The following is a 26513-nucleotide window of genomic DNA, read 5'->3' on the forward strand; positions in this document are numbered from 1 at the left end:
TGTTCATGGGCTCTCCTGGTAGAGGTCGGCGAAGGCGGCCCTCGCCCGCCACACCGCGGTCTTGATCGAGTTGTGGGACCTGCCGGTCATCGCGGCGACTTCCACCATCGAGAAGCCTTCGAAGTAGACCAGTTTGAGCAGCCGGCACTGCTGCTCGGGCAGCCGCTCGAGCGCGTCGCGCACGTCCAGCGATTCCACGTGCAGCGGTGGTACGCCCAGTTCGTCGGGGCTCGGGAGGGCCGGCTCGCGGCGGCTCCTGCGGACGTGATCCAGCAGGGTGTTGCGCGCGATCGTGAGGAGCCAGGCCGCGGCGTTCTCCCCGCGCCAGCCGAGCAGCGCCCTGGTCGCCTTGATGAACGTCTCCTGCGCCAGGTCCTCGGCGAGATGCGGATCGCGGGTCCTGCGCAGGAGGAACCCGCACACGAGCGGCCAGTGCTCGCGGTACAGCTCCTCGATGATGTCGCCCCCCGAACGGTTTCGATTGTCACGTCACATGCAGACGTCACCGGGGCGGGAATGGTCACACGGCTTGCCGGCCGGAGTCCGGTTCTACGACCCCATCCGCCGTACGGAACCGACCCACCGCACCCGTCCTAGCGGCTCGCAGGCGGCCGGACGCAGAGGCGCAGCGTGCTTTCCAGGCAGAGAGCCGCCGCCTCATCGGCGGTGAGGCGGCCGTCGGCGAGTTCTGCCGCGGCGGCGTGCTGGAGTCCGATGACGGCGGCGGCGAGCCAGGCGGCCGGGGGTGACGGGTCGAGGTCGCCCGTGTCCTGGCCTCGCCGGATGAGCCGTTCGAGGCGCGGTGGCACGACGTCGTGGGGGTCGTTGCTCTTGGGCCGGTGGACGGAGGTCGTGGTGGGGTCGAGCAGGAGGGGGTAGCGGCTCAGGAACCGCCAGCCGGCGTCGAGGAACTGGGCCAGCGCGTCGGCGGGCGGCGCGGTCTCGAGGCCGGCGGCGTCGAGCAGGGCGGAGTATTCGGCGGCCGCCGTCTCGATGAGGGCGTCGATGAGGGCGTCGCGTGAGGGGAAGTGCGCGTAGACGGTCTGGCGGCTGACGTTCGCCGCGGTGGCGATCTCTTCCATGCTGGCGTCGGGTCGCTCGCCGAGCGCGATGCGGGCCGCGTTGAGGATCGCGTCGATGCTGCGCCGGGCGTCGGACCGGCGACGGCGGGCGGGCCTGGCGGGGTCGAGTGTGTCGGCCATCGCAGCGATGATATCGGCTCGGAATAACCTTGACAATCTGTAAGAGATAAATAAGTCTTACGGCATGTCAAAGAACAGCGCGGTTGAGGAGCAGCCGGCGATCGAGGCGTACGGCCTGGTCAAGGTTTACGGCGAGAACCGGGCCCTGGACGGGATCGACCTCACGGTCCGGCGCGGTCAGGTGTTCGGGTTCCTGGGCCCCAACGGGGCGGGCAAGACCACCACGATCCGCATCCTGGCCACCTTGACCCGGCCCGACGGCGGCACTGCCCGCGTCCTCGGCCACGACGTGATCGGCGAACGGGACGCGATCCGCGCCCGGGTGGCCGTGACCGGCCAGTTCGCCGCCCTGGACGAGGATCTGACCGGGTACGAGAACCTGACCGTCCTCGCCCGCCTCCACGGCCTGCCCCGCGCCGCCGGCAGGCAGCGAGCCGACGACCTGCTGGCCGCCTTCGATCTGACCGGCGCGGCCGGCCGCCCGGTGGGCGGATACTCCGGCGGGACGCGCCGCCGGCTGGACATCGCGGCCAGCCTGATCGTGACCCCCGACCTGCTGTTTCTCGACGAGCCGACCACCGGGCTCGACCCGCGCAGCCGTACCCAGGTCTGGGAGCTGGTCCGCCAGATCGCCGCGGCCGGCACCACGGTGCTGCTCACCACCCAATACCTCGAGGAGGCCGACCAGCTCGCCGAGCAGATCGTGGTCATCGACCGCGGCCGGATCGTGGCCGAAGGCACCAGCGCCCAGCTCAAATCCCGGGTCGGCTCGGGCACCCTGCGCGTCCGGCTCCTCGACGGCGAGCAGCGTCCGCGAGCGCGGCAGATCCTGGCCGCCACCCTGAACGGGACGGTCCGTCTCGCCGCCGACCCGCTCTCCCTGTCCATGCTGCTCGCCACCCCGGCCGACGCGACGGACGTGAGCCGGCTGGTCGGGCACGCCATGACCCAGCTCGCCGACGCCCGGGTGGGCGTCGCCGAGGTCGCTCTCGGCCAGCCCAGCCTGGACGAGGCCTTCCTCGCCCTGACCGGCCACCCGGCCACCACCGACCACCAGGACGTGAACGCATGAGCACCCCGGCCGCCGTCACGCGCCCCGACGCGGCGCAGACCTCCCCGATCGACATCCTGCTCGCCATCGGCCGGCAACACCGCCGCGCCGGGGCGCTGGCCGCCTCCGCGACCTTCGGCCGGCGAGCCATGCTCAAGATCAAGCACGACCCCAAACAGCTCGTGGACTCGATCGCCATCCCGATCCTGTTCACCGTGCTGTTCACCTACCTGTTCGGCGGCGCCGTCAGCGGCTCGACCGGCGACTACCTCACCTTCCTCCTGCCCGGCACGCTGAGCATGAGCATCGCCATCGTCACCATGTACGGCGGTGCCCGGCTCGCCAAGGACGTGACCACCGGAGCCTTCGACCGCTTCCGTTCGCTGTCCGTCTGGCGCGGCGCCTTCGTGCTCGGTGGCCTGCTCAGCGATGCCGCCCGCTACCTGTTCGCCTCCGGCATCGTGGTGGTCCTCGGGCTGATCATGGGCTACCGGCCGGAAGGTGGCGCACCTGGCGTGCTCGCCGCCATAGCCCTGATCGTCGCCTTCGGGCTCTCCCTGTCCTTGCTGTGGGCCACGGTCGCCCTGCTCGTGCCCGATCCGGCCGTCGTCATCAGCATCGCCAACGTCGTGCTGATGCCACTGTCGTTCGCCAGCAACATCTTCGTCCAGCCCGGCACCATGCCCGGCTGGCTCCAGGCCTTCGTCGAGGTCAACCCGCTCAGCCACGTCGCCGCCGCGGCCAGGGGCCTGATGAACAACGCCGCCGGCACCGGCGGATCTCTCGTCTGGTCGCTCATCGCGACGGCTGCCATCGCCGCGGTGTGCGCGCCGCTCGCCCTCCACCTCTACAACAAGCGGGGCTGACGCGCCGGGCGCGTGGTCAGGGGCCGCCGCGGCAGGAGCGTCTGACGCCTCTCTCGGCGCCCACCAGGTCGGGCATGTCGAGGCAGAGGAGCTTGTAGCGGATCTCGTCGGCCGTCGACGGATCGACGACCTCGTCGACCAGGTCCAGGGCATGTTGCCAGGAGTCCCGGGCCGCGTCATGGTCGCCGGCCTCGCGGTGGCTGTCGCCGAGGTGGCGCAGGGTGCCGATCTCGTTGTAGCGGTCGCCGACGTCCCGGTAGAGGGTCAGGGCGTGCCGGTAGTAGACGATGGCCCGGTCGTAGTCGCCCATCCGGTGCAGGGCGTAGCCGAGGCCGTCCAGGACCCCCGCGTCGCCGTAGCGGTTGCTCAGGCCGTTCAGCTTGATCAAGGCGTCCTGGAGGTACGTGGCGGCCCGGCAGTCCTGGTCCAGCCTGATGTGGGTCCAGGCGAGCGCGTGCAGCATGCTGGCCTCGCCGGCGGGGTTGCCGGTGGCCGCGTACAGGGCGAGCGCCCGTTCGGCCTGCTGGATCGACTCCTCGTACCGGCCGACCTGGTCGAGCAGCCACGCGTGGCTGCGGTGGGCGGTGGCCAGCCCGGCCAGGTCGCCCAGCTCCTCGTGCAGCTCCAGCGAACGCCGGATGCCGGGCCAGGCCACGTGATAGTCCCCGAGGCGCGCGGAGGCGCGGGCCAGTGCCCTATGCAGGTGCGCCTGCGCGGCCCGGTGCCCCAGTCTCTGGGCGGCGGCGAGTCCATGGCGCTGTACGGTCGCGCAGTCGCGCCAGTGGCCCTGCTGGTCGAGGAAGCGCTCCAGCGCCCAGGCCAGTTGCCAGCTGTGTGTGTCGAACCCGCCCTGGGCCGCCAGCTCCACCACGGACATCAGCACGGGGTGCTCGGCCGTGAACCAGGCCAGCGCCTGCCGGTCGTCATCGAACTCCGGCACGGGCCGGCCCAGCTCCGGCCGTACCCAGAACGGCGCGAACTTCCTGCAGGCCCCGTGCGCCTGCTGCGTGTAGTGGTCGAGCAGCCGTCCCATGGCCGCGTCCCGATCGTCCTCGGAGTCCGCCACGAGCTCGGTCGCGTACGCGCGCAGCAGATCGTGCGCGGCGTACCGGCCGGGGGCGTGCTCGGTGAGCAGGCTGGCCCTGGTCAGCTCGTTCAGCGCACGCCGTACGGGCTCACCCGCGAGGGCGGCGGCCGCCCCGGCACTGATATCAGGTCCCGGATGCAGCGCCAGCAGCCGGAACAGGCGGGCCGCCTCCGCGCTGAGCGACCGGTACGACCACGAGAACACCGCCCGCACGTCGACGGCCGGATCGCCGTCCGCGAAGGCGTCCAGCGTCGCGGGCGTCCCGCGCAGCTCGGCGGCGATCGCGGACAGCGGGAAGGCCGGATTGGCGGCGGCGCGGGCGGCCACCACGGCCAGGGCCAGCGGCAGGCCGCCGCACCGTTCGACGATCTCGTCCACCGCCTCCGGCTCCCGCGCGAGGCGCTTCTCGCCGAGCCGCCGGGCCAGCGACTCCCGGGCGTCCTCGGCCGGGAACAGGTCCAGCGTCATCGGCAGCGCCCCCTCCGTCGCCAGCAGGCCCGGCAGCCGGTCCCTGCTGGTGATCAGCACCAGGCAGCCGGGGCTGCTGGGCAGCAGCGGGCGTACCTGCTCGGCGTCGCGGGCGTTGTCCAGCAGGATCAGCACCCGGCGCTTGGCCAGCAGGCTCCGGTACAGCCCGACCTGCACGTCCACCGCGACCGGGATCCGGTGCGGCGGCACGCCGAGCGCCTCCAGGAAGCTCCTCAGGGCCTCGGCGGGGTCCATGGCGGAGCCCTGGCGGTCGAAGCCGCGCAGGTTCACGTACAGCTGGCCGTCCGGGAAACGGTGGGCCACCTGGTGCGCCCAGTGAACCGCCAGCGTCGTCTTGCCGACGCCCGCCATGCCGCCGATGGCGCTGATCACGACCGTTCTCAGCGCGTCGCCGTCGAGCAGGGCGAGGGCCTTGGCCAGGTCGGCCCGCCTGCCCGCGAAGACGGCGAGATCGGCGGGCAGCTGCGCGGGCCGCACCACCGTGTCCGCCGTGTCCGTCGCGAGCCCGTCGGCGGGCTCGGTCAGTACGCGCTGCTGGGCGGCGCGCAACTCCTGGCCCGGTTCGACGCCCAGCTCCTCGGCGAGCTCGTCGCGGACCGCCTGCCAGGTGTCCAGCGCCTCGGCCTGGCGGCCGGTGGTGGCCAGGGCGAGCACCAATCTGGCCTGGAGCCGCTCGTCCAGCGGATGCCGGGTGGCCGCCGCCCTCAGCGCGGGCAGCAGCCCGACCATCCCGCCGTGCTCCAGCGCCACGTCGGCCGCCTCCAGCGCGACCATGATCCGCTCCTGCTCCAGAGCGGCGAACACCGGCAGGGACCGCACCTCGGCAGGAATGCCCGCCGCCGCCTCCCCCTGCCATACGGCCAGCGCCTCCGCGTACAGCTCCACCGCCTCCGCCGGGGCGGCCGAGCGGGCCTGTCCGGCCAGGTGGCGGAAGCGCAGCAGGTCGAGCGTGCCGGCGTCGGCCTTCAGGCGGTAGCCGCCCGCGCCCCGGAGCAGCCAGCCGCCCTCCGCCCTGGGCGGCAGCCCCGGCTCCAGCAACCGGCGCAGGTTGCCCACGTACCTGTGGACGACGTTGATCGAGCTGGACGGCGGGTCCTGGCCCCAGAGGACGTCGACCATCTCGTCCAGGCTCACGGGCCGTCCCGCGTACGCCAGCAGGAGGGCGAGCAGGGCTCGTTGCTGCGGAGGACCGGAGTTCAGCTCGACGTCTCCTCGCCAGAGGCGCACAGGCCCCAGCACCGCGAACCGCATCCGTCGCATCCCCCTCCGCCGACTCTGACATTTGGCAGTATTTTTAACCGGCCATGCAATCGGATTGCAGCGGACTGAACGCCCCAAGGGCTCTCAAGGCTCATGTTTCGGACGAGCCAGAGCTGGGGAATGGTTTGCGGGGTAATGTGGCTGTATGAGGGGTATGTCCGAATAGTCGGTTGGGGATGTGCGCTCCAGTCCCTCGACCGCTCCATCACATTCTCGAAAGGAGCGAATCATGATCTTCCCGCGCTACATGTCAGCTGCGAGGATCTTGCCCGTAGCCATGGAGCCCCCTGGGCCCAATCCGCTGGGGCCGAAGAAGAGGATCAACAGCGACAACAGCAGCCGTTCCAACCGCCGCCGCAGCCGCCGTCGCCGTTGAGCGAGGCGTAGTTCAGACCTGATGACGACCTGGCCGCAAGTGGCCAGGTCTTCGTCTTCCGCGGTCATTCACGGCGTTCGCGGTCCAGCTCGTTGAGGATCCCGGTCAGGCCCAGCTCGAAGCGGCGGGTGAGGCCGGGGGCGCCGGTGAGCTCGTCCGCCACGGCCGTCACGTGGGGATAGCGATCGGCGGGCAGCTCGCGCAGGAAACGGGTGATCTGGGCGAGGCGGGCGGGGTTGTCGGGGCCCTTGCCGAAGGCGATCTCCTGACCGGCGAAACCGGTGACGTAGAACAGCAGCAGCAGGTAGCCGTAGCTCGACAGTCGGTTGTCGAACCCGGCCTGGCGCAGAACTCCGATGATGTGGTCGGCCAGCCGCAGCCCGTTCGGCCCGAAGGGCATCCTGCCCGGCAGGAGCCGGGTGGCCGCGGGGTGGGCGAGGAGGACCTGCCGGAGTTCGAGCCCGATGCCGGCCAGCCGCTCGGTCCAGGGGCCGTCGGCGTCGGCCGGCAGCCGGCACTTGCCCAGGACCACGTCGATCAGCAGGTCGAACAGCTCGTCCTTGCTGCGTACATGCCAGTAGAGCGACGGCGATTTGATGTCGAGCGCCACGGCGAGCTTGCGCATGCTGAACGCGTCGAAACCGTGTTCGTCCAGGAGATCGAGGGCCGCCTGGGCGATCTGGGCACGGTCCAGCCTCGGCTCGGTCTCCTCGATGCCACCGGGAAAGCCGGGATCTAGACGTGCCATGCGCGAACTCCTCCGTCTGCCACGCACCAATCTAGCAGTGCAAGGCAATCCCTAGCGATGTTAGAGTCTCCCTCGCACTGCTAGGGAAGGCCGACGAGAGGACTGCGGACATGCATGTGATCGTCATCGGTGCGGGGCTGGGCGGGCTGTGCCTCGCACAGGGGCTCCGGCAGAGAAACATCAGCGTCGCCGTGTACGAGAGCGACGACGCCCTGACCTCGCGGCGGCAGGGCTACCGCATCCACATCGACGAGCACGGCGACGGGGCCCTGGCCGCGAACCTGCCCGAGCGGCTGCACCGGTTGTTCCGCGCCACGGCCGGACGACCGCGTACCAGCACACCTGTCTTCGACCACCGTCTTGAGCGGCTCACGGTCCTGGAGCCGTCCGACGGCGGCGTGCACCTGGCGGTCGACCGGCTGACGCTGCGGCGGATCCTGCTCTCCGGCCTGACGGACACGGTCCGGTTCGGCAAGCGGCTCACGCACTACCGCACCGGCGCCGACGGCCGGGTCACCGCGTACTTCGCCGACGGCAGCACCGCGACCGGCGACGTGCTCGTGGCGGCGGACGGCGTCAACTCCCCGGTGCGCAGGCAGTATCTGCCGCACGCGCGCGTGGTGGACACGGGCCTGCGGCAGCTGTACGGCAAGGTGCCGCTCACGGCGCGGACCCGCGAGCTGTTCCTGGACGACATGTTCGCCGTGTTCACCCCGATCATCGGCCCGGACGGCAGCTTCGTCGGCGTCGCCCCGGTGGAGTTCCCCGAGCCCGTGCCGGCCGAATTAGGAGTCACCCAGGACTACATGACCTGCTCCTTCGGCGCCCGCCGCGAACTCCTGCCGCCCGACGACGAACTGCGCGCCATGCCGGGGACCGAACTGCGCGCCCTGACCCTGCGGGCGATCGAGGACTGGCACCCCCGGGTCCGGGCGATCATCGACCACTGGGACACCTCCACGGTCTTCGCCCTGGTGCTCCGTACCAGCGTGCCGATCGAGCCCTGGCCGGCCACCAACGTCACGCTGCTCGGGGACGCCATCCACGCGATGAGCCCCGCGGGCGGGATCGGCGCGAACACCGCCCTGCGCGACGCGAGCGCGCTCACCGCCGCCCTCGGCGCGGCCGCCGCGGGCCGTCCGCTCCTCCAGGCGCTGGCCGAGTACGAGTCCGCGATGACCGCCTACGGCTTCGCCGCCGTACGCGCCTCCGCCGAGAACGGCCACCGCCTGCTCGGCCAGGACCCCCTCCCCGCCGCCTGAGTGGCGCGTTCTCCGGCGATCTGGCGAGAATGATGACCTGGCGTGGGGAGATGCGATGGTGATGGAGAACGAGGACCGGACGTCGGACTCGCCCTACATCGAGCGGGTCTACCGCAGCGAGGGCGTCTCCACAGCCAAGCGGATGCACTCGGTCGCCAACTCCAACTGGGAGCTGGTGATCTGGGAGCACTGCGGGCGCGCGCACGTCGCGATCCGCGGGCCGGAGACCAGGCCGACCACGGTGGACATGAGCCCCGATGGAGCCGCGTTCGGGATCATCTTCGCCCACGGCGCGGCCATGCCGCACCTGCCCGTCCAGGGCCTGGTCGACTCCGCCGTGCTGTCCCCGCACGTGACCTCGGACACGTTCGTGCTGCAGGGGGAGGAGTGGGAGCTGCCGGGCTTCGACAACGCCGAGGTCTTCGTGGACCGGCTCGTGCGTTCCGGCCTCCTGGTGCGCGACCCGCTGGTGACCGACGTCGTCGCGGGCGACGACGCCCCGCGGCTGAGCGCCCGCTCGGTGCAGCGCCGGGTGGTCGCCGCCACCGGGCTGACGCAGGGGGCGATCCGGCAGATCGAGCGCGCCCGGGAGGCGGCCATGCTCCTCGGCGAGGGCGTCGCACCGCTGGACGTGGTGCACCGGCTCGGCTACTACGACCAGCCGCATCTTGCCCGCTCGCTCACCCGGTTCATGGGCCGTACGGCGACCGAGCTGCAGCATCCGGACCCGGACGAGCCCCTGTCGCTTCTGTACAAGTCCGGGCAGTGAATCTCTCATAGCGTGCAACCACCTACCCACCTCAGTTGGCACAGGAGCGGGACCATGCCCAAGTTCGCCCTCATCTACCAGTACGACCCCGCCGTGACGGGCCCGGCCGAGGGAGAGGTGCCGGACTGGTTCGCCTATGACAAGGAGGTGCGAGAGGCCGGCGTCCTCGCGTACGAGGCCGGCTTCCACGAGGCCAGCAGCGGCCGGACGGTGAGCGTGCGCGACGGCGCCACGGTCGTGGACGACGGGGTCGCGCCGACGTCCGGCGCCATCGCCGCCGGTCTGTACGTCGTCGACGTCGCGGACATCAACGCCGCCACCTCGTGGGCGGAGAAGATCCCCACCGCCCGCTACGGCAGCGTGGACGTGCGCCCCGTCGTCGAGTAGGAGTCGAGTAGGAGGGGTGGCGGTCTATGGTCGCCTATGGTGTGTTGGTGACTGCCAGCCAAGGCCGCCGTGACCAGCTCAAAGAGTTCCTGCGTGGCAAGCGGGAGGCTCTCACCCCCGCCGACGCCGGAATGCCCGCCGGAGGGCGCCGCCGCACTCCGGGACTGCGCCGGGAAGAGGTGGCGGTGCTCGCCGGGGTGGGAGTGTCCTGGTACACCTGGCTGGAGCAGGGACGCGACATCAAGGTCTCCGACGCCGTGCTGGACGCGGTCGCCCGCGCGCTGCAGCTCGACGAGGCGGAACGGGCGCACCTGTACGTGCTCGCCGGGCTGAACCCGCCGGACCCCACGGGCCGGCCGGGCGCGCCGGTGAGCGAGCAGCTGCGCGCGGTGCTGGACGCCTGGATGCCCAACCCGGCGCACGTGCTGGATCGGCACTACAACCTGGTGGCGATGAACGACGCGGCCAGGTGGGTGTTCGGATTCGACGGCGAGGTCCGCAACTGCATGGTGGCGTTCTTCACCCATCCGATCTACCGCGGCAGGTTCACCGCATGGCACGAGTTCGCCCCGGACATGGTGGCCGACTTCCGTGCCAGCGCGGCCCGCTATCACGACGATCCGCTCTTCGGGCAGATCGCCGAAGAGCTGTGCGGCGCCAGCGCGGAGTTCGCCGAGTTGTGGGCCCGGCCGGATGTCCGCTCCCGCTCCCAGGGGATCAAGGCGATCACGCACCCCGAAGCCGGGGACCTCGTCTTCGAGTACTCGCTGTTCCGGCTGCCGGATCGTACGGACCTGAACGTGGTGCTGCACACGCCGCATCCCGACACCGACACCAAGGCGAAGGTGGAGAGCCTGGTGGTGGCACACCCAGGATGAGCTGACACTGCCTTACCGAAAGCCGGCCCAGCACGATGGACGGCATGAAGGCAATCACGATCCCCGAATTCGGCAGCGCGGACGTCCTCCGCCTCGACGAGGTCGAGCTCCCCGAGCCCGGGCCGGGGCAGGTCTCCATCGACGTGGCCTACGCGGGCGCGAACTTCGCCGAGGTCCTCTACCGGCAGGGCGTGGTGGACGTACCGCTGCCCTTCGTACCCGGCATCGAGGTGTCCGGCCGCATCCGGGCGCTCGGCCCCGGCGTCGAGGGGCTGCGCGTGGGCCAGTCGGTCGCCGCCCTGACGATCGTCGACAGCGGCGGCTACGCGGAGGCGGTGGTCACCTCCGCGGACCTGGTGGCCCCGTTGGACGGCCACGACCTGGGGCTGGGCATCGCGGCGGCGCTGCCCTCCAACAGCACCACCGCGTTCCTCGTGCTCGACCGGGTGGCCCGCATCGAACCCGGGGAAAGCGTGCTCGTGCACGCCGCCGCCGGAGGCGTGGGCAGCCAGCTCGGTCAGGCCGCCCGGTTGCTGGGGGCGGGCCGCGTGGTGGGCACCGTGGGCAGCCCCGCCAAGATCGAGACCGCCAAGGCGTTCGGCTACGACGAGGTCGTCCTGCGCGACCAGGTGGCCGAGGCCGGTCGGTTCGACGTCGTGGTGGACATGGTCGGCGGTCCGGCCCGGCGCGGCAGCCTGGACCTGCTCGCGCCGATGGGCCGGATGGTGGTGATGGGCAACGCCTCCGGCGCCGAGGACGTGGGGATCTCGGCCAACGAACTGTGGTTCACCAACAAGACGGTGTCCGGGTTCAACCTGGCGGCCTTCTCCGCCGCTTTCCCCGCGGAAGCAGGCCGGGCGCTGCGTCGGGCTGTGGCCGCGGCCGCCGGCGGGGAGCTTCGGGTGCAGGTCGAGTCGCTCCGGCTGGAGCAGGCCGCACAGGCCCACCGCCGCATCGAGTCGGGCCGCACCACCGGCAAGCTCGTACTCGAAGTCGAACGAATCCAGGAGTTGAGCGGAGCTGACGAGGCAGTCGCCTGATCGCCCGGACAACCGTCGAGTGCACACTTGTGCGCCCCGGGGGTCTGTTTCAGGACGTGATGGCGACGCCTTGGCGTAGGTAGGTGTTGTCTTCGAGTTCGGACAGCATGAACTCGGCGATGTCCGCGCGGGACACCTTGGAGGTGAAAGTCAGCCGGAGGTCCGAACCGGTGCGGTAGCGGCCGGTCCGCGGTCCGCTGGTCAGGATCGGCGCCCGGACCAGGGTCCACTCGGTCTCGCTGGGGCGTACCAGGGCTTCCATGTGTTCTTTGTCGCGTAGCACTGACCGTTCCAAGAGCCAGGAGACGGCGACGTAGAGGCTGCGGTGACGGCTTTCGGCGACGCCGTAGTTGCTGAGAATGAGGAGCCGACGCGGTCGGCCGGCGGCGATCGCCGACAGGATCGTGCGGGTTCCTTCGGTGCAGATCGCTGGTCCGCGTCGCTGCCTGCCGAGGGTGCTGACAACGGCGTGCGCATCCTCGATGGTCTGCGCGACGGGCGCGAAGTCGCGCACGTCACCGGTCACCACGCGGAGGCGTTCGTGCTGCGGGATCGTTGCCGGGTCCCTGCTCAGGGCGGTTACCTGATGTCCACGTTCGAGAGCCTGATCGAGGACAACGCGACCGGTACGACCGGTTGCGCCGAAGATGGCCAGCTGCATGGTGCCGCCTCTCTGGGGGAGTAAGCCACAACTATACGGGACACGCGTCCCGCTTAAGTGTTATCGTGCCGTGCAACGCCACGCAAAACGGAGGTCGAACATGTTGATCGTCGCAGGCAAGGGCTACGTCGATCCGCAGCACCGCGAAGCGTTGCTCGCGGGTTTGGAAGCGTCTCTGCGACAGGTACGAGCTGAACCGGGATGCCTGGACTACGTGGTAGCCGCCGATCCTGTCGAACCCGGCCGCGTCAACGTGTACGAGCGGTGGGAGTCCAAGGAACACCTCGCAGCCCACCTGGCAGCGATGGCCCGACCGGCGCAGCCCACCCCAGCCGTACTCAGCATGGAGATCACGCAGTACGAGATCGCCGCTTCCTTGCCCTTCCATCCATAGCTGCGCTGCCCATCGACGGTGGGCGCCGTCGATGGGCGGCGCGGTGTCTATGATCGGCGTCAATGGCACAGGAACGATACTCAGGCGAGCCAGGATCGGGCGCGACAGATGAGCAGGCCACGTTGAGCCCGGTCAGGCGCCAGCGTGCCGACGGTCGTCGCAACCAGGCGCGGCTTCTGGAGGCCGCCTTCGCCGCCTTCGCCGAACACGGCGCCTCCGTTTCCGTGCGTGAGATCGCACGGCGAGCGGGCGTTAGCACCGGCACCTTCAGCAGGCACTTCCCGACCAAAGACGCGCTGTTCAGGGCCGTCGTACTCAACCGCATCGGGCAACTCGTCCAGCGGGCCGACGAACTCGCCGCCGACAACGACCCGGCCACTGCGTTCTTCACCTTCTTCGCGGTCCTGGTGGAAGAAGGCGCAGCCGACCACTCAGTCGGCGACGCGCTCAGCAACGCAGGTTTCGACATCCAAGCCGCCGCATCGGCCGCGAGCCGGGACTTCGGGAATGCCCTGGGCGGTCTGCTCGCCAGGGCGCAAGAAGCCGGCGCGGTACGCCAGGACGTTGATGCCGCTGACGTCAAGGCGCTGGTCGTCGGCTGCCTGGCCCGTGAACGCGACGGCATCGACGACACTGCACGGCAGCGCATGATTTCGATCATCTGCGAAGGGCTCCGCGCCCACCCGCGACCCTAAAGGAACCAGCACAAACGTTTCGCCACGGCTACGCCGCAGACCTTCACCATGGCCTCCCGACCGGCGACCTCAATACCGGCCCAGGAGTTCCCCGCCCCGCGATGAGGGGACGGGCGCGCACCGCGATCCAGCCCCGAGGGCTCGCGGGCCGGAGAAGATGCTGGACTCGTCAGCTCGGCGGCTCCGTCCGCCGTCGACAATGGGTGTGGAGAAGACCGCCGTGCCATCGACCGGTGGAGGGGGTCCCTTGCGACGCCGCTCGGCCCAGTACGACTCCAGGGCCGCCGGTAACCGGCCGACGGGTGGGCGCTGGCGAGCGAAGCGAGCGGGGGTTGAGGGGGATAGAAAGGGGGCGAAGCCCCCTTGGGAGGCGCTGTCTGGAATCCCGAGGCCCGCAGCGCCCCCTGCGGAAGTGTCAGCCCTTGATGGCGCCGACGATCACGCCCTTGGTGAAGTGGCGTTGGACGAAGGGGTAGATGATCAAGGCGGGGATCACCGCGATGACCACGATGGCCATTTTGATGGCGAGTGTCGGTGGGGCGTCGCCGGTCACGCCTGCCGTGGCGCTGGGCAACGGGTTGGAGTCCACCACGTACTGGCGCAGGATCAACGCCAGCGGCCACTTCCTGGTGTCGTCGATGTAGAGCATCGCGTTGAACCAGGCGTTCCAGTAGCCGACCGCGTAGAACATCGCCACGACGGCCGTGACCGCCTTCGACATGGGCAGGACGATGCGCCACAGGATGCGGAACTCGCCCGCCCCGTCGATGCGGGCGCTGTCCAGGACCTCGCCCGGGATGCTCATGAAGAACGAGCGCAGCACCACCACGTTGAACGCCGAGACGGCCGTCGGCAGGATCAGCGACCAGTAGCTGTCCTTCAGGCCCAGGCCGCTGACCATCAGGTAGACCGGGATGATGCCGGGGAAGAAGACGAACATCAGCAGCACGCTGAACAGCAGCGGGCGGTGGAGGAACGAGCCCGGGCGCGACAGCGAGTACGCGCCCAGGATGCTCACGCCGGCGCTGAGGAGCGTCCCGACCACTGTGACGCCCGTGCTGACCAGGACGGCCCTGCTGACGACCGTGTCGGAGAAGATCTGCTCGTACGCCTCGAACGTGATCCCTTCCGGCACCAGCACCAGCCCGCCCACGCGGTTGACCGTGGCGGCCGAGCTGAGGCTGGTCAGGACGATGGTGTAGAGAGGGCCGAGCACCACCACGACGACCAGGGTGATCAGCGAGCCCTTGCCGAGCTGGCCGAACGGCGAGGGGCGTTCCTCCCACGGCGCGAGCCGGGAGGGCTTACGGGAGGTGAGTACGGTCATGATCGCGAATACACCCCTCGCTCGCCGAACGCGTGCGCGACCCGGTTGGCCGCCACGATGAGCAGCAGCCCGACCAGGCCCTTGAACAGCCCGGCCGCCGCCCCGTACCCCAGGTCCCCGGTACGCAGGCCCGACCAGTACACGAACGTGTCGAAGACCTCGGACGCCGCGCTGCCGACGGCGCTGCGCTGCAGCATGAACTGCTCGAACCCGACGTTCAGCGCGTCCCCGAGCCGCAGGATCAGCAGGAGCACGATCACCGGCCGCAGTCCGGGCAGCGTGATGTGCCACATGCGACGCCAGCGGCGGGCCCCGTCCACGGCGGCGGCCTCGTACAGGTTGGGGTCGATCGTGCTGAGTGCGGCGAGGAAGATGATCGCCCCCCAGCCGGCGTCCTTCCAGACGGTCTGGGACGTGATCAGCAGGATGAACGTGTCCGAGTTCGTCATCCAGTCGACGCCCTCGTGGCCGCGCTCCCGCAGGATCTGGGCCAGCAGCCCCGCCCCGCCGAACATCTGCTGGAAGATGGCGATGACCAGCACCCAGGAGAAGAAGAACGGCATGTAGACCACGCCCTGCACGAACGCCCTCAGCCGGGCCGAGACGATGCTGTTGAGCAGCAGCGCCAGCATGATCGGCACGGGGAAGTAGAAGACGAGCTGGAAGGCCGTGATGGACAGGGTGTTCGCGATGGCGCGCAGGAACTGGGGGTCCTGGAGGAGCAGCCCGAAGTTGGTGAAGCCGATGATCGGGCTGCCGACGATGCCGTCGGTGTACGGGTTGTAGTCCTGGAACGCGATGACGTTGCCGAGGGCCGGGATCCACCAGAAGGCGACGACGAGCAGGAGCATCGGCAGGTTCATCACGAGCAGCGGCCAGTCCCGGCGGAGCTTGGCCCTCCAGGTGAGCTCCTGCGGGGCGGCCTTGCTGGGCTGCGGAGCCGTCCGTCTGGCCGTGATCACACCCATGAAAAGCCTCTTACCGTGGCGCGGGTTCTCACGGGTCTCACAGCCTGCCGTTCTCCCGCGCGACCTTCATGTAGAACTCCCGGGCCTCGTTCCCGCCCTGGTCCTGCCATTCCTTGACGACGTTCGACCACTCGGAGACCGGCCGCTTACCCCGGAAGATCTCCTGCATCTTGTCCTCGATGGGCGTGACGAGCCCGGCCATCTTCGACGGCGTCTCCACCCGGAGACCCACGAACGGGTCGTTGGACAGGAGCTTCGCGGCGTTCGACTCCCAGTCGTAGAGCGACTGCACGAGGTCCCTGTACTGGCTCGTCGCGTTGGCGTTGGGCCGCCCCGACAGGAACAGGTACGTGGGCGCGACCTCCTTGCGCCCGAGCGCCGTCGTCTTGATGACGCCGTTCTCGACCGTGTAGTGCTTGCCTTCGACGCCGTTGGAGACCAGTTCGTACTCCTGCGTCCCGAACGGCGCCGAGGTCCAGTTGGCCAGGGCGAGCAGCTCGCGCGTGCGCGCGTCCCCGAGGCCCTTCTTGATGAAGGCGAACATGCTGGCGGGCTCGTTGCGCCACACGATGGGGGTGCCGCCCGCGTGCTGCGGGTACGGATTGACGATCTCCATCTTGAACTTGGGGTTGTCCGGCAGGAAGCGGTCGAGGTTCTCGTGCCAGGCGCCGAGGCCGTCCCAGTAGATGATCATCTGGCCGCTGCCGAAGATGGCCTTGTTGTCGGCGTTCTTGTTGGCCACGACGTCCGGGTGGACGTACCCGTTCGAGAAGAGCTTCGCCATGAACTCGACGTGCGCGGCCCATTCGGCCGTCTCGTACTTGTACTCGAGCGTGCCGTCGCTCTTCTTGCGCCACTCGCGCGGAGCGCCGAAGGCGCGCTGGACCTCCTTGTCCATGCCGCCGAACGCCCAGCGCTTCTTCTTCGGGTCCGTGATCGCCTTGCCGAGCGTCAGCAGGTCGTCGGCGCTCTTGGGATGCTCCAGGCCCAGGTCCTTCAGTATGTCCCCGCGGACGAACGTGACCTGCGGGAACGGGTCGTTCTGCCAGGGGATGCCCTGGAGCATGCCGCCGAAGACGCTGTACTGCCAGGCCGCCGTGTCGTAGTTGGCCAGCAGAGGGAACTCCTTGGCCTTGTCGCCGGCCAGGTAAGGGCCCAGGTCGGCGAAGAGCTTGTTGGCCGCCTCGGTGAAGTGGGCGATCTTGATGAGCTCCCATTGGGGCACGCAGACCATCTCAGGCACGTCGCCGCTGGCCAGGACGGTGCTGAGCTTCTGCCCATACGTGTTGCCGTCCGAGATGTTGAAGCGCACGACGCCGCCGAGGCGCTCGGTCATGTAGTCGTAGTAGGAGTTGCTGCCCGGCCCGGGCGGCACGGTCCCCCATAGCGGCGTCATCGCGGTCACCTCTTTGCCGCTGGTCAGCGGCTTGGTGGTGACGGCCTGCACCATGTCGGCCGGGCGGGTCAGGAAACCGGGCGCGACGAACTCGTTGCCCGGCAGATCCGGTTTGAGCCCGGGGATCTCGAACGGGATCCGCGTGGGCACCAGGCTCTTGAGCTTGTCGGCCGCCACGGCCGTACCCTTGGACAGCTGCTTCTTCTCGGCGCAGCCGGCCACCAGAACGCTCGCACCGACCAGGCCGAGGAATCCGCGGCGGGACGTGTTGGTTGCCATGGCCCGCTCCCTTCTCCAAGTGGGGATGGCCTTATGAAAATTAGTTGGTATTACGACCAAACAAATTAGTAGACTGTGACCGTGGCCACAAGGGATCGCGACGTCACAGGTTGGTGCCGATGAGAAGCTGCGCGGCATCGACTCCTGTTGGTGAAGGGAGCCCGGGATGCGGCATGCTGGGGTCATCTCTTGGCGGGAACGGGGCTGATTTTGATCACTTCTACGACCGGCCCTCAGCCGGCCGACTTCGCCGACGTACGGGCCACCAACCTCGCGGTCGTGCTGCGGTTCGTCCGGGAGCACGCGCCCTGCTCGCGGGCCGACATCGCGGCCTCCACCGGGCTCAACAAGGCGACGGTCTCCAGTCTCGTCGCTGACCTCATCGACCGGCGGCTGGTCCGTGAGACGGGGCTGACGGAGAACCGGGTCGGGCGGCCGGCCACGATGCTGGTGCTGGACGGCTCGCCGTACGCCGCCATCGGGGTCGAGATCAACGTCGACTACGTGTCCGCCGTGGCCGTCGACCTGGCGGGGGAGCGGCTGCTGACGTGGCGGCGCTCGTTCGGCGGCGGCGAGTCCGTCAACCAGGGGGTGGCGGGCGTCGGCGCGATCATCAGGCGGGTGGTCAGCCGCATGGCCAAGGAGGAGCGCCAGGTCCTGGGCCTGGCCGTGGCCGTGCCGGGGCTGGTCGACGTGCAGGGCACCGTACGCATCGCGCCCAACCTCGGCTGGCGCGACGCCGACATCGGCGGAGACCTGACCAAGGCGCTGCGCGACCCCGGCTTCCCGATCCAGGTCGACAACGACGCCAACCTCGCCGCCCTGGCCGAGCAGCGCTTCGGCGCGCACGCGGGGGCCTCCGACCTCGTCTACCTCACCGGCGAGATCGGCGTGGGCGCGGGGATCATCCTCGACGGGCGGCTGCGCCGCGGCCGCCTCGGCTACAGCGGCGAGATCGGCCACGTCCAGCTCGATCCCGACGGTCCCGAGTGCCACTGCGGGCGGCGCGGCTGCCTGGAGGTCATGGCCGGGATCGGCGCCGTGCTGGGCAAGGACCCCTCTCCCGCCGAGATCCAGGTGGAGATCGAGGAGTCCGTACGCCTCGCCCGCGCCGGCGACCCGGCCACCCTGGCCACGCTGGAGTCGGTGGGCCGGAGCCTGGGCAGGGGCGTGTCGATCCTGGCGAACCTGCTCAATCCCGAGGTGGTGATCCTCGGCGGCTATTACGTCCCGCTGGCGCCGTGGCTGCTGCCCGCCGTCCAGGACGAGATGGACGACCGCGTGATCGCCTCCGGGTCGGGCGGTTGCCAGGTCGTCGCCTCGACGCTGGGCCACGACGCGGCCGCGCTGGGCGGTGCCGCGAGGGTGCTCGACTCCATCGATTCGGGGAGATTGCCCCGAGTCCCTTGACCTCGGTCACCGGGGAGTGCACTCTTCAGTCAACCCACCGAAATGTCCGTGTAACTTCCCCAGGCCGGTCGTCGAAGCGCTTCGACAGTTTCAAAGGGATGACCATGCAAGAACCCTTCCGCGACCCAGCGATCCCGATTCCCGACCGGATCGACGACCTGGTGCGCCGGCTCACCCTTGAGGAGAAGGTGGGGCTGCTGCACCAGTACCAGGCGCCGGTCGAGCGGCTGGGCCTCGGCGCGTTCCGCACCGGCACCGAGGCGCTGCACGGGCTGGCCTGGCTGGGGCCGGCCACCGTGTTCCCGCAGGCCGTGGGGCTGGCCTCGACGTGGGATCCCGACCTCGTGCGCAGGGTGGGCGAGGCCACCAGCGACGAGGTGCTGGCCTTCCACCACAAGGATCCGGCGGGCGCGGGCCGCAACGTGTGGGCCCCGGTGGTGAACCCGCTGCGTGACCCCCGCTGGGGGCGCAACGAGGAGGGTTACTCCGAGGATCCGGGGCTGACCGGCGTGATGGCCACGGCCTATGCGCGTGGACTTAGTGGGAGCGCTCCCGAAGTCCTCAAGACCGCCCCCACGCTCAAGCACTTCCTCGCCTACAACAACGAGACCGACCGCTGCACGACCTCCAGCAACCTGCCGCCGCGGGTGCTGCGCGAGTACGAGCTGCCCGCCTTCCGGCCCGCCATCGAGGAGGGCGTGACGGTGGCGGTCATGCCGTCGTACAACCTGGTCAACGGCCGCCCCGCGCACCTCAGCCCGCTGATCGGCCAGGCGCTGCGCGCGTGGGCGCCCGACGACCTGCTGGTGGTCAGCGACGCGTACGCGCCGGGCAACCTCACCGCGCTCCAGGGCTACCACGACACGCTGCCCGAGGCGTACGCGCACGCGATCAAGGCGGGGATCGACAGCTTCACCCAGGACGACGACCGCTCCGAGGCCACGCTCGGCCACCTGCGCGACGCGCTCTCCCAGGGCCTGCTGGCCGAGGAGGACGTGGACCGGGCCGTGCGGCACGCGTTGTCGATCAGGTTCCGGCTGGGGGAGTTCGACCCGGCGACGCCGTACGACGACATCAGCGACAACGTGGTCAACTGCCCCGAACACCAGGCGCTGGCCAGGGAGGCGGCGCGGCGCTCGTTCGTGCTGCTGAAGAACGACGGGCTGCTGCCGCTCGACGGCGTGACCAAGGTCGCGGTGATCGGGCAGCTCGGTGACGCGCTCCTGGAGGACTGGTACAGCGGCACCCTGCCGTACGCGGTCACCGCCCGCCAGGGGCTGGGCGAGCGGTGCGAGACGGTGTTCTGCGAGGCCGTGGACCGGGTGACGCTGACCGCCGAGGCCGGGCCGGTGGCCGCCGATCCCGCGGGCGGGCCGCTCAGCGTGGGCCCGGGCTCCGGCTCTGAGGCGGGCACGTTCGACCTGTTCGACTGGGGCGGCGGGGCCTACGCGCTGCGGGCCGTGGCGACCGGCCGGTTCGTGTCGGTGGACGGCGTCACGCTGGTGAACGACCAGCCGGGCCCCAACGGGTGGGAGGTGCGCCAGACGTTCCGGATGGAGGAGCGGCCGCGCGGCACGCTCGCCCTGCGCCACATCTCGACCGGCTGCTACGTCGGCGCCGGCGACGACGGCGTGCTGCGCCTGGTCGACGACGCCGACCAGGCGGTCTTCCTGGCCATGGACGTGGTCAGGAGCGGCACCGACCAGGCCGCCCGCCTGGCCGCGGCGGCCGACGTGGCGGTCGTGGTGGTCGGCGACCATCCCCTCGTGAACGGCCGCGAGACCGAGGACCGCATGACGCTGGCCCTGGCCTCCGGGCAGGACGCCGTGGTGCGGGCCGTGCGCAAGGCGAACCCCCGTACCGTCATGGTCATCACCAGCGGCTACCCGCTCACCTGGACCGACGACGAGGTCCCGGCCGTGCTGTGGTCGGCCCACGGCGGCCAGGAGTACGGCCACGCCCTGGCCGAGGTGCTCTTCGGCGACGCCGACCCCGAGGGCCGCCTCACCCAGACGTGGTACCGCTCCGAGCAGGAGCTGCCCGACCTGCTCGACTACGACATCATCGCCTCCGACGCCACGTACCTGTACTTCCGCGGCGTCCCGCTGCACCCGTTCGGCCACGGCCTGAGCTACACGACGTTCGAGTACGCCGACCTGCGCGTACAACTGGACGGCGACCTGGTGCGGGCCCGCGTCACCGTGACGAACACCGGCCCGCGGCCCGGCGTGGAGGTCGTCCAGTTCTACACCCACCAGCAGCGCTCCCGCGTCAAGCAGCCGCTGCGCCGCCTGCGCGGCTTCGAGAAGGTCCGCCTGGCGCCCGGCGAGAGCCGCGCCGTCACCCTGACCCTGCCGGTGCCGGAGCTGGCGTTCTGGGACGTGACCAGGAGCAGGTTCGTCGTGGAGAGCGCGCCGCACCAGCTCATGGTCGGCCGCAGCGCCACCGACCTGCGCCTGAGCGCCCGCTTCGAGGTGGACGGCGAGAGCGTGCCGCCCCAGTCGGGACTGCTGCGCGCGGCGGCGCACGACGAGTACGACGCGATCACGTTCGTGGACGAGACCAAGGTGGACGGCGACGCCGTCAGGTCCGACGCGGAAGGGGCCTGGATCCTCTTCCGGCAGGTCGATCTCAGCGGGGCCACGACGTGCGTGGCGACGGCGGGCAGCGCCGAAGGCGGCATGATCACCATCCGCCGCGGCGACCCCCTCTACGGGGAGGCCCTCGCCACCTTCCCCGTCCCCAGGACCGCCCGCTACGCCTACCACGCCATCACGGCCTCGCTCGCGGCCGCGGACGGCGTGCACGACCTTTATGCCGTGTTCGAGGACGACGGCGTCACGCTGGCCCGGCTCGACTTCGGAGCCGGGGCTTGAGCGGGCGCACGGTCACGATCTCCCAGGTCGCCAAGCACGCGGGCGTGGCCGTCAGCACGGTCTCCTACGTGCTCAGCGGCAAGCGGACGATCTCGGCCGACACCAGGCGCCGGGTGCTCGACAGCATCAGCGCGCTCGGCTACCACCCCAACGCCGGCGCCCGCGCCCTGGCCAGCAAGCGCTCCAACGTGATCGCGCTGGTGCTGCCGCTGCGGGCGGGCATGCACGTGCCCGTCCTGATGCGCTTCGCCAGCGCCGTGGTGACGGCCGCGCGCCGGTTCGACCACGACGTGCTGCTGCTGACCGCCGACGAGGGCACCGAGGGCATCCGGCGGGTGGCCGCGAGCGCGCTGGTGGACGCGCTGGTGCTCATGGACGTCGAGCTGGACGACAGCAGGGTGCCGCTGCTGCGCGAGCTGGCCGAGCCGAGCGTCCTCATCGGCTTCCCCGCCGAGCCCGCGGGGCTGACGTGCGTCGACCTCGACTTCGCCGCCGCCGGCGCGCGGTGCGTGGACCACCTCGCCGAACGCGGCCACGAGGAGATCGCGCTGCTCGGGGCGCCTTCCGTGGTGTACGAGCGGGGGACGGGGTTCGCCCGGCGGACGCGCGAGGGGTTCGTGGAGGCGGTGGCCGCCCACGGTCTGCAGGGCGTCGCGCTGCCGTGCGAGGACACGTTCGACGAGGTGTACGAGACCGTACGCGGCCTGCTCCTCGACCGCCCCGGCCTGTCCGGGCTGGTCGTGCACAACGAGGCCGCGGTCGGCCACGTGCTGGCCGCGCTGCGGCAGCTCGACCGCCGGGTGCCGCACGACATGGCGGTGGTGGCGATCTGCCCCGACGACGTGGCCGAGCGGGCCAGCCCGCCGCTCTCCTCCGTGCTGATCCCGGCCGAGGAGGTGGGCAGGGAGGCGGTCCGCCTGGTCATGGACAAGCTCGAAGGCCGCGCGGTGCCCGACTCCACCCTCCTCACCCCGCTCCTGGCCGTGCGCGCCAGCACCTGACCCAAAGCGGCGTCAAGCCTGTCCGCTTTTTCGCCTCCTGGAGTTCCGCGTCCCCTTCTGCGGGCAGGCTGGCCGAGGCGAGGGGAGAGAACGCATGACTGAGCCGCGCATGCCCCCGGGGGCCGCCGACTCGGACGCGGAGGGGCTGACGGCCGTGACGGCCGGCGGGGTCGGGCTCCGCCACATCATCGAGGTGACCGCGAAGGAGGCCGAAGGGGTCACGGCGGTCGAACCGGTCGAGGGCGGCTGGAAGATCGGCGTCGAGGTCGTCGAAGACCGTCGCATCCCCTCCTCGGACGACATCCTCGCCCTCTACGAGGCCCGGATCGACGCGGAGGGCGGCCTGCTGTCGTACCGGAGGCTGCGGCGCTACCGGCGCTGCGACGCGGATGGGTCACCTACAGGAGGGTGACCTAGCATCGGGTGCGTGGACGACCCTGGCGCGGAGGTGTTCGAGGGGCAGCGGGCCCGGCTGTTCGGGCTGGCGTACCGGCTGCTCGGCTCCGCCGCCGAGGCCGAGGACATGGTGCAGGAGACGTACCTGCGATGGAGCCGGGTCACCGGGCCGGTCGAGGTCCCGGCCGCCTGGCTGACCAGGGCGATCACCAACCTCTGCCTCAGCCGGCTCACCTCCGCGCGGCGGCAGCGGGAGAGCTACGCGGGCCCGTGGCTGCCCGAGCCGGTGCTCACCGCCGACGGAGCGCTCGGGCCGCTGGAGACCGTCGAGCAGCGCGAGTCCGTGTCGATGGGCGTGCTCATCCTGCTGGAGCGGCTGACACCGGTGGAGCGGGCGGTGTTCGTGCTGCGGGAGGCGTTCGGGCACAGCCACGCGGAGATCGCCGACGTGGTGGGCATCGAGGAGGCGCACTCCCGTCAGCTCCACCGGCGGGCGCGGGCGCACGTGGGGGAGCCGCGCAAGCGCTTCGCGAGCGACCAGGAGCAGCACCGGCGCATCGTGCGGCGGTTCCTGGAGGCCGCCGTGCACGGGGACGTCGCCGCCCTGGAACGGCTGCTCGCCGACGACGTGGTCGCCTGGACCGACGGAGGCGGCTCCGTGACCGCGGCCCGGCGGCCGGTACACGGTCCGGCGAAGGTGACGCGCTACCTGGGAGGGCTGGTCACGCGGCCGGAGGCGGCCGGGGTGGTGGCCGAGTTCCTGGAGGTCAACGGGGAGCCCGCGGCGCTGATCCGCGGCCCCGGCGGCGACCTGCTGGCGATCATGACCATGGAGCTGGACGGCGACCACGTCGCCGTCGTCCGGACCACCGTCAACCCGGCCAAACTCGCCTTCGCCGGGGCACAGCTCGCCTGATCCGAGTGTGAGCACGATCACACGCCGGTCCTGTCACGGATGGGCGGGCTCGCCAGTTCAGGAACCATGACAGATCGCATCGTGGTGCTGGGAGCCGGATATGCCGGACTGGGAGCGGCCAAGCGCGCCGCACGACGGCTGCGGGGCGCCGGAGCTCGGGTGACGCTGGTCAACGCGGCCGACCGGTTCGTGGAGCGCATCCGGCTCCACCAACTCGCCGCCGGGCAGCGGCTGCCCGACCTGCCGCTGGCCGGCCTGCTCGACGGCACCGGCATCGAGCTGGTCGTCGCCCGGGTGACGGGGATCGATCCGGGTTCGAGGACGGTACGCCTGGACGCGCCTCCGTACGAGCTCTCCTGCGACGTGCTCGTCTACGCCCTCGGGAGCGCGGCGGAGCTGGATTCGGTGCCCGGGGTGCGCGAGCACGCGTACACGCTGGCCACCGCCGACGAGGCCGTCCGGCTGGGCACCCGCCTCGCCGGGACCGGCGAGGTGACCGTGATCGGCGGCGGGCTGACCGGGATCGAGGCCGCGACCGAGTTCGCCTTCACCCGTCCTGGGCTGCGCGTCTCGCTGCTGTCGGGCGGCCTGATCGGGGAGAGCCTGTCCGCGCGTGCCCGCCGCCACCTCCACCGGGCCTTCCGCCGCATGGGCATCGCCGTCCGCGAGCGCACGCCGGTCGCCAAACTCGGCCCGAACGGCCTGCTGCTGGCGAACGGGGACGAGCTGCCCGCCGAGACCGTGGTCTGGGCCGCCGGTTTCCGCGTCCCCGGCCTGGCCGCGGAGGCCGGGCTGGCCACGGACCGGCACGGACGCATGCTCGTGGACCGGTCGCTGCGGTCGGTGTCGCATCCGGAGGTGTTCGGCATCGGCGACGCCGCCCGCACCCTGGACCGGAGCGGGCAGGTCGCCCGGATGGCCTGCCAGACCGGCCTCCCCATGGGGATCTGCGCGGGCGACGCGGTGGCCGACCTGCTGAGCGGGCGGGCGCCGCGGCGGGCCAGATTCCGGTACGTCTGGCAGAACATCAGCCTGGGCCGGCACGACGGCGTCACCCAGTTCACCCGTCCGGACGACAGCCCGCTCGACGCCGTCCTCACCGGCCGGACCTCGGCGGCCTTCAAGGAGACCATCGCCCGCGGCACCGTCTGGGCTATGCGCCACCCGGGCCCGTACCGGCCGTGACGGCCCATCGCTCGTGGTCCCGCCACGCCCCGTCGATGAACTGGAAGTCCGGCGAGTAGCCCTCCCGCCGGAAGCCGGCCCGCTTGATCAGGTTCAGGGAGGGGGTGTTGGACGGCTGGATGTTGGCTTCGACGCGGTGCAGCCCCAGCTCGCCGAACGCGTACCGGACGAGCAGCCGCAGCCCCTCGGTCATGTAGCCCCTGCCGGTCGTGGACGAGTAGGCGCAGTAGCCCAGGGTGCCGTCCTGGCGGGTGCCCCGGATGATGTTGTTCAGGTTGGCCCGGCCGACGATCGCGCCGGTGTCGACCCGGCAGATGACGAATCCCTCGTTCGCCGGGTCGTCGAAGCGTGCCATGTAGCCGTCGAAGGCCTCGTCGGTGGTGATGGGGGCGCCGGGCATCCAGCGGGCGAGCAGGTCGGCGCTCTCCCGGTTCAGGGCCAGGAATTCCGTACGGTCGCGGTGGCCGATGCGGCGGATGCCGACGCGGGCGCCCTGGGCGAGGTAGGTCACTTATCGATCTTGTCGTAAGGCCGGCCACGACGCGCACCGCCAGGACCGGCCGTCCCACTCGACCGGGAACGGCACCGCGTGCGGGAGCGGCGCGCCCCACACCTGCTCGCCCAGCCCCGGGCACAGCACGCTGAGCCCGGCGGTGAGGCTGCCCACATGCCCGACCAGAGCGACCGTCCCGCTGTCGCTGGCGGTCAGCTGATCCGGGCGGGTGGCGGGCTCGTCCGGGTCGGCGGTGCCCTCCAACCGCCCGATCCCGAACTCCACGAGCCCTCGCAGCGCCACCACCTCCTCCCGCAGCCCCAGCGCCCGCGCGATGATCTCGGCGGTCTGCCGGGCGCGCACCGCCGTACTGGCGTAGATCCGGATGACGCCCTCTCCCCGCAGCCGCTCGGCCGCCTCCGCCGCCTGTGCCCGCCCCTTCGGGGTCAGCTCCGCCGGCGGCAGCGCCCCGGCCACCCCGGCGACGACGTTCTCCGACTCGGCATGGCGCAGGCACAACACGCGGACACCCATGCGCCCGACCCTACGAGCCCGAGCCCCTGGCGTGCTCGAGACTCCGGAGAAGGGCGTCGAGCGACTCCTCGGGGGCCTGTCCAGCGGTGTCGACGAGGACGCGTTCGCGCTCCCACGGCTCGTACTCGCGCTCGACGACCTCCCGCCAGTCAGGCGGCCGCAGGTCGGGGATGTCGATCGAGCGCGAGGTCACGATGTGCCGATGCTCGGCGGGATCGGAGCAGACCACCTCCACCTCGGTCACCGGAACGCCCGCCTTGACCCCGACCTCCCGCCAGGCGTCGCGGGTGACGCCCAGTGGGTTCACCGACTCCGCGATCACCGTCAGCCCCTGCCTCAGGTGCTCCTCGGCCAGCGCGTAACCGACGACGTATCCGGCGGGGCCGATGGGGTGGCGGGCCAGGCCGGAGCGGACGATCGCCTGCTCGATGGTGTCGATCCGCACGTGCACCGCGCCGATGCGGGCGGCGAGGAGCCGGGCGAGCGTTGTCTTGCCTGTCGCGGGGAGACCGCCGATGACGATGAGCACGCACCCCATGCTAGGAAGCCCACCCGGCGAGCGCGGAA

The 26513-nt window shown here is 70.9% G+C and carries 26 protein-coding genes; 15 read left to right on the forward strand and 11 right to left on the reverse strand.

Annotated elements, in window-relative coordinates:
- Positions 1–3: 3 nt before the first annotated feature.
- Positions 4–459 (reverse strand): RNA polymerase sigma factor, encoded by a 456-nt coding sequence (locus ABZX61_RS01330; protein WP_355191446.1) that lies wholly within the window; start codon positions 457–459, stop codon positions 4–6.
- A gap of 134 nt (positions 460–593) precedes the next feature.
- Complete coding sequence (locus tag ABZX61_RS01335) at positions 594–1202, reverse strand: TetR/AcrR family transcriptional regulator (RefSeq protein ID WP_350731362.1); 609 nt, start codon at positions 1200–1202, stop codon at positions 594–596.
- A 64-nt stretch (positions 1203–1266) separates the two neighbouring features.
- On the opposite strand from ABZX61_RS01335, the gene ABZX61_RS01340 reads away from it, so the two are divergent.
- Together ABZX61_RS01340 and ABZX61_RS01345 are read left to right on the forward strand one after the other, a co-directional pair.
- Complete coding sequence (locus ABZX61_RS01340) at positions 1267–2274, forward strand: ATP-binding cassette domain-containing protein (protein ID WP_355190545.1); 1008 nt, start codon at positions 1267–1269, stop codon at positions 2272–2274.
- Positions 2271–3119, forward strand: coding sequence for an ABC transporter permease (locus ABZX61_RS01345; RefSeq protein WP_355190547.1), 849 nt, complete (start codon positions 2271–2273; stop codon positions 3117–3119). The genes ABZX61_RS01340 and ABZX61_RS01345 overlap by 4 nt, the downstream gene beginning before the upstream one ends.
- A 16-nt stretch (positions 3120–3135) precedes the next feature.
- Here the strand turns inward: ABZX61_RS01345 and ABZX61_RS01350 are convergent, their stop codons facing one another.
- Both ABZX61_RS01350 and ABZX61_RS01355 read right to left on the reverse strand, forming a co-directional pair.
- Positions 3136–5955 carry a BTAD domain-containing putative transcriptional regulator gene (locus tag ABZX61_RS01350; RefSeq protein ID WP_355190548.1) on the reverse strand — a complete coding sequence of 940 codons (2820 nt, stop codon included), beginning with the start codon at positions 5953–5955 and terminating at the stop codon, positions 3136–3138.
- Between the two features lie 440 nt (positions 5956–6395).
- The gene (locus ABZX61_RS01355) at positions 6396–7079 is read right to left on the reverse strand and encodes a TetR/AcrR family transcriptional regulator C-terminal domain-containing protein (RefSeq protein ID WP_355190550.1); all 684 of its coding nucleotides are present in this window, start codon (positions 7077–7079) and stop codon (positions 6396–6398) included.
- 110 nt (positions 7080–7189) lie between these two features.
- Between ABZX61_RS01355 and ABZX61_RS01360 the strand changes: the two genes are divergently transcribed.
- From ABZX61_RS01360 to ABZX61_RS01380, 5 genes are read left to right on the forward strand one after another with little or no spacing between them, the layout of a single operon-like run.
- Positions 7190–8341, forward strand: coding sequence for an NAD(P)/FAD-dependent oxidoreductase (locus ABZX61_RS01360; RefSeq protein ID WP_355190552.1), 1152 nt, complete (start codon positions 7190–7192; stop codon positions 8339–8341).
- Between the two features lie 55 nt (positions 8342–8396).
- Positions 8397–9110, forward strand: coding sequence for a helix-turn-helix domain-containing protein (locus tag ABZX61_RS01365; RefSeq protein WP_355190553.1), 714 nt, complete (start codon positions 8397–8399; stop codon positions 9108–9110).
- 54 nt (positions 9111–9164) lie between these two features.
- Positions 9165–9497, forward strand: coding sequence for a YciI family protein (locus tag ABZX61_RS01370; RefSeq protein WP_355190555.1), 333 nt, complete (start codon positions 9165–9167; stop codon positions 9495–9497).
- A gap of 47 nt (positions 9498–9544) precedes the next feature.
- A complete protein-coding gene (locus ABZX61_RS01375; RefSeq protein WP_355190557.1) occupies positions 9545–10375 on the forward strand; it encodes a helix-turn-helix transcriptional regulator in 831 nt (276 codons plus the stop codon).
- A gap of 44 nt (positions 10376–10419) precedes the next feature.
- Positions 10420–11415 carry a zinc-binding dehydrogenase gene (locus ABZX61_RS01380; RefSeq protein WP_355190558.1) on the forward strand — a complete coding sequence of 332 codons (996 nt, stop codon included), beginning with the start codon at positions 10420–10422 and terminating at the stop codon, positions 11413–11415.
- Between the two features lie 49 nt (positions 11416–11464).
- Here ABZX61_RS01380 and ABZX61_RS01385 read toward each other — a convergent pair whose 3' ends face one another.
- Positions 11465–12076 carry an NAD(P)H-binding protein gene (locus tag ABZX61_RS01385; protein ID WP_355190560.1) on the reverse strand — a complete coding sequence of 204 codons (612 nt, stop codon included), beginning with the start codon at positions 12074–12076 and terminating at the stop codon, positions 11465–11467.
- Between the two features lie 100 nt (positions 12077–12176).
- Between ABZX61_RS01385 and ABZX61_RS01390 the strand changes: the two genes are divergently transcribed.
- Both ABZX61_RS01390 and ABZX61_RS01395 read left to right on the forward strand, forming a co-directional pair.
- Complete coding sequence (locus ABZX61_RS01390; protein ID WP_355190562.1) at positions 12177–12470, forward strand: antibiotic biosynthesis monooxygenase; 294 nt, start codon at positions 12177–12179, stop codon at positions 12468–12470.
- A 62-nt stretch (positions 12471–12532) separates the two neighbouring features.
- Positions 12533–13165: a helix-turn-helix domain-containing protein gene (locus ABZX61_RS01395; RefSeq protein WP_355190564.1), complete on the forward strand. Its 633-nt coding sequence runs from the start codon at positions 12533–12535 to the stop codon at positions 13163–13165.
- 415 nt (positions 13166–13580) lie between these two features.
- Here the strand turns inward: ABZX61_RS01395 and ABZX61_RS01400 are convergent, their stop codons facing one another.
- From ABZX61_RS01400 to ABZX61_RS01410, 3 genes are read right to left on the reverse strand one after another with little or no spacing between them, the layout of a single operon-like run.
- Entirely contained in the window at positions 13581–14492 is a 912-nt protein-coding gene (locus ABZX61_RS01400; protein ID WP_355190566.1) for a carbohydrate ABC transporter permease, read from the reverse strand.
- The gene (locus ABZX61_RS01405; protein WP_355190568.1) at positions 14489–15460 is read right to left on the reverse strand and encodes an ABC transporter permease subunit; all 972 of its coding nucleotides are present in this window, start codon (positions 15458–15460) and stop codon (positions 14489–14491) included. The genes ABZX61_RS01400 and ABZX61_RS01405 overlap by 4 nt, the downstream gene beginning before the upstream one ends.
- Before the next feature lie 37 nt (positions 15461–15497).
- Positions 15498–17135 (reverse strand): extracellular solute-binding protein, encoded by a 1638-nt coding sequence (locus tag ABZX61_RS01410; protein ID WP_355190569.1) that lies wholly within the window; start codon positions 17133–17135, stop codon positions 15498–15500.
- Between the two features lie 210 nt (positions 17136–17345).
- Between ABZX61_RS01410 and ABZX61_RS01415 the strand changes: the two genes are divergently transcribed.
- The 6 genes from ABZX61_RS01415 (at position 17346) to ABZX61_RS01440 (ending at position 24919) form a co-directional block, all read left to right on the forward strand.
- A complete protein-coding gene (locus tag ABZX61_RS01415) occupies positions 17346–18545 on the forward strand; it encodes an ROK family transcriptional regulator (RefSeq protein ID WP_350731389.1) in 1200 nt (399 codons plus the stop codon).
- Between the two features lie 98 nt (positions 18546–18643).
- Positions 18644–21421 carry a glycoside hydrolase family 3 C-terminal domain-containing protein gene (locus ABZX61_RS01420; RefSeq protein ID WP_355190571.1) on the forward strand — a complete coding sequence of 926 codons (2778 nt, stop codon included), beginning with the start codon at positions 18644–18646 and terminating at the stop codon, positions 21419–21421.
- Complete coding sequence (locus ABZX61_RS01425) at positions 21418–22422, forward strand: LacI family DNA-binding transcriptional regulator (RefSeq protein WP_355190573.1); 1005 nt, start codon at positions 21418–21420, stop codon at positions 22420–22422. The genes ABZX61_RS01420 and ABZX61_RS01425 overlap by 4 nt, the downstream gene beginning before the upstream one ends.
- 94 nt (positions 22423–22516) lie before the next feature.
- Positions 22517–22834, forward strand: coding sequence for a gas vesicle protein GvpO (gene gvpO / locus ABZX61_RS01430; protein WP_355190575.1), 318 nt, complete (start codon positions 22517–22519; stop codon positions 22832–22834).
- Positions 22835–22849: 15 nt separating this feature from the next.
- Entirely contained in the window at positions 22850–23734 is an 885-nt protein-coding gene (sigJ, locus tag ABZX61_RS01435) for an RNA polymerase sigma factor SigJ (protein ID WP_355190577.1), read from the forward strand.
- Positions 23735–23800: 66 nt separating this feature from the next.
- Positions 23801–24919 (forward strand): FAD-dependent oxidoreductase, encoded by a 1119-nt coding sequence (locus ABZX61_RS01440; RefSeq protein WP_355190579.1) that lies wholly within the window; start codon positions 23801–23803, stop codon positions 24917–24919.
- Here ABZX61_RS01440 and ABZX61_RS01445 read toward each other — a convergent pair.
- Genes ABZX61_RS01445 through ABZX61_RS01455 form a run of 3 tightly spaced genes read right to left on the reverse strand, consistent with a single transcriptional unit; the run spans position 24888 to position 26475 of the window.
- Positions 24888–25430, reverse strand: coding sequence for a GNAT family protein (locus ABZX61_RS01445; RefSeq protein WP_355190581.1), 543 nt, complete (start codon positions 25428–25430; stop codon positions 24888–24890). The genes ABZX61_RS01440 and ABZX61_RS01445 overlap by 32 nt on opposite strands.
- Entirely contained in the window at positions 25431–25946 is a 516-nt protein-coding gene (locus ABZX61_RS01450) for a histidine phosphatase family protein (RefSeq protein WP_355190583.1), read from the reverse strand.
- A 10-nt stretch (positions 25947–25956) separates the two neighbouring features.
- Positions 25957–26475, reverse strand: coding sequence for an AAA family ATPase (locus ABZX61_RS01455; RefSeq protein WP_355190585.1), 519 nt, complete (start codon positions 26473–26475; stop codon positions 25957–25959).
- Positions 26476–26513: the final 38 nt, after the last annotated feature.

This window comes from Nonomuraea sp. NPDC003709 (assembly GCF_040610775.1).
Classification (GTDB): Bacteria; Actinomycetota; Actinomycetes; order Streptosporangiales; family Streptosporangiaceae; genus Nonomuraea; species Nonomuraea angiospora_A.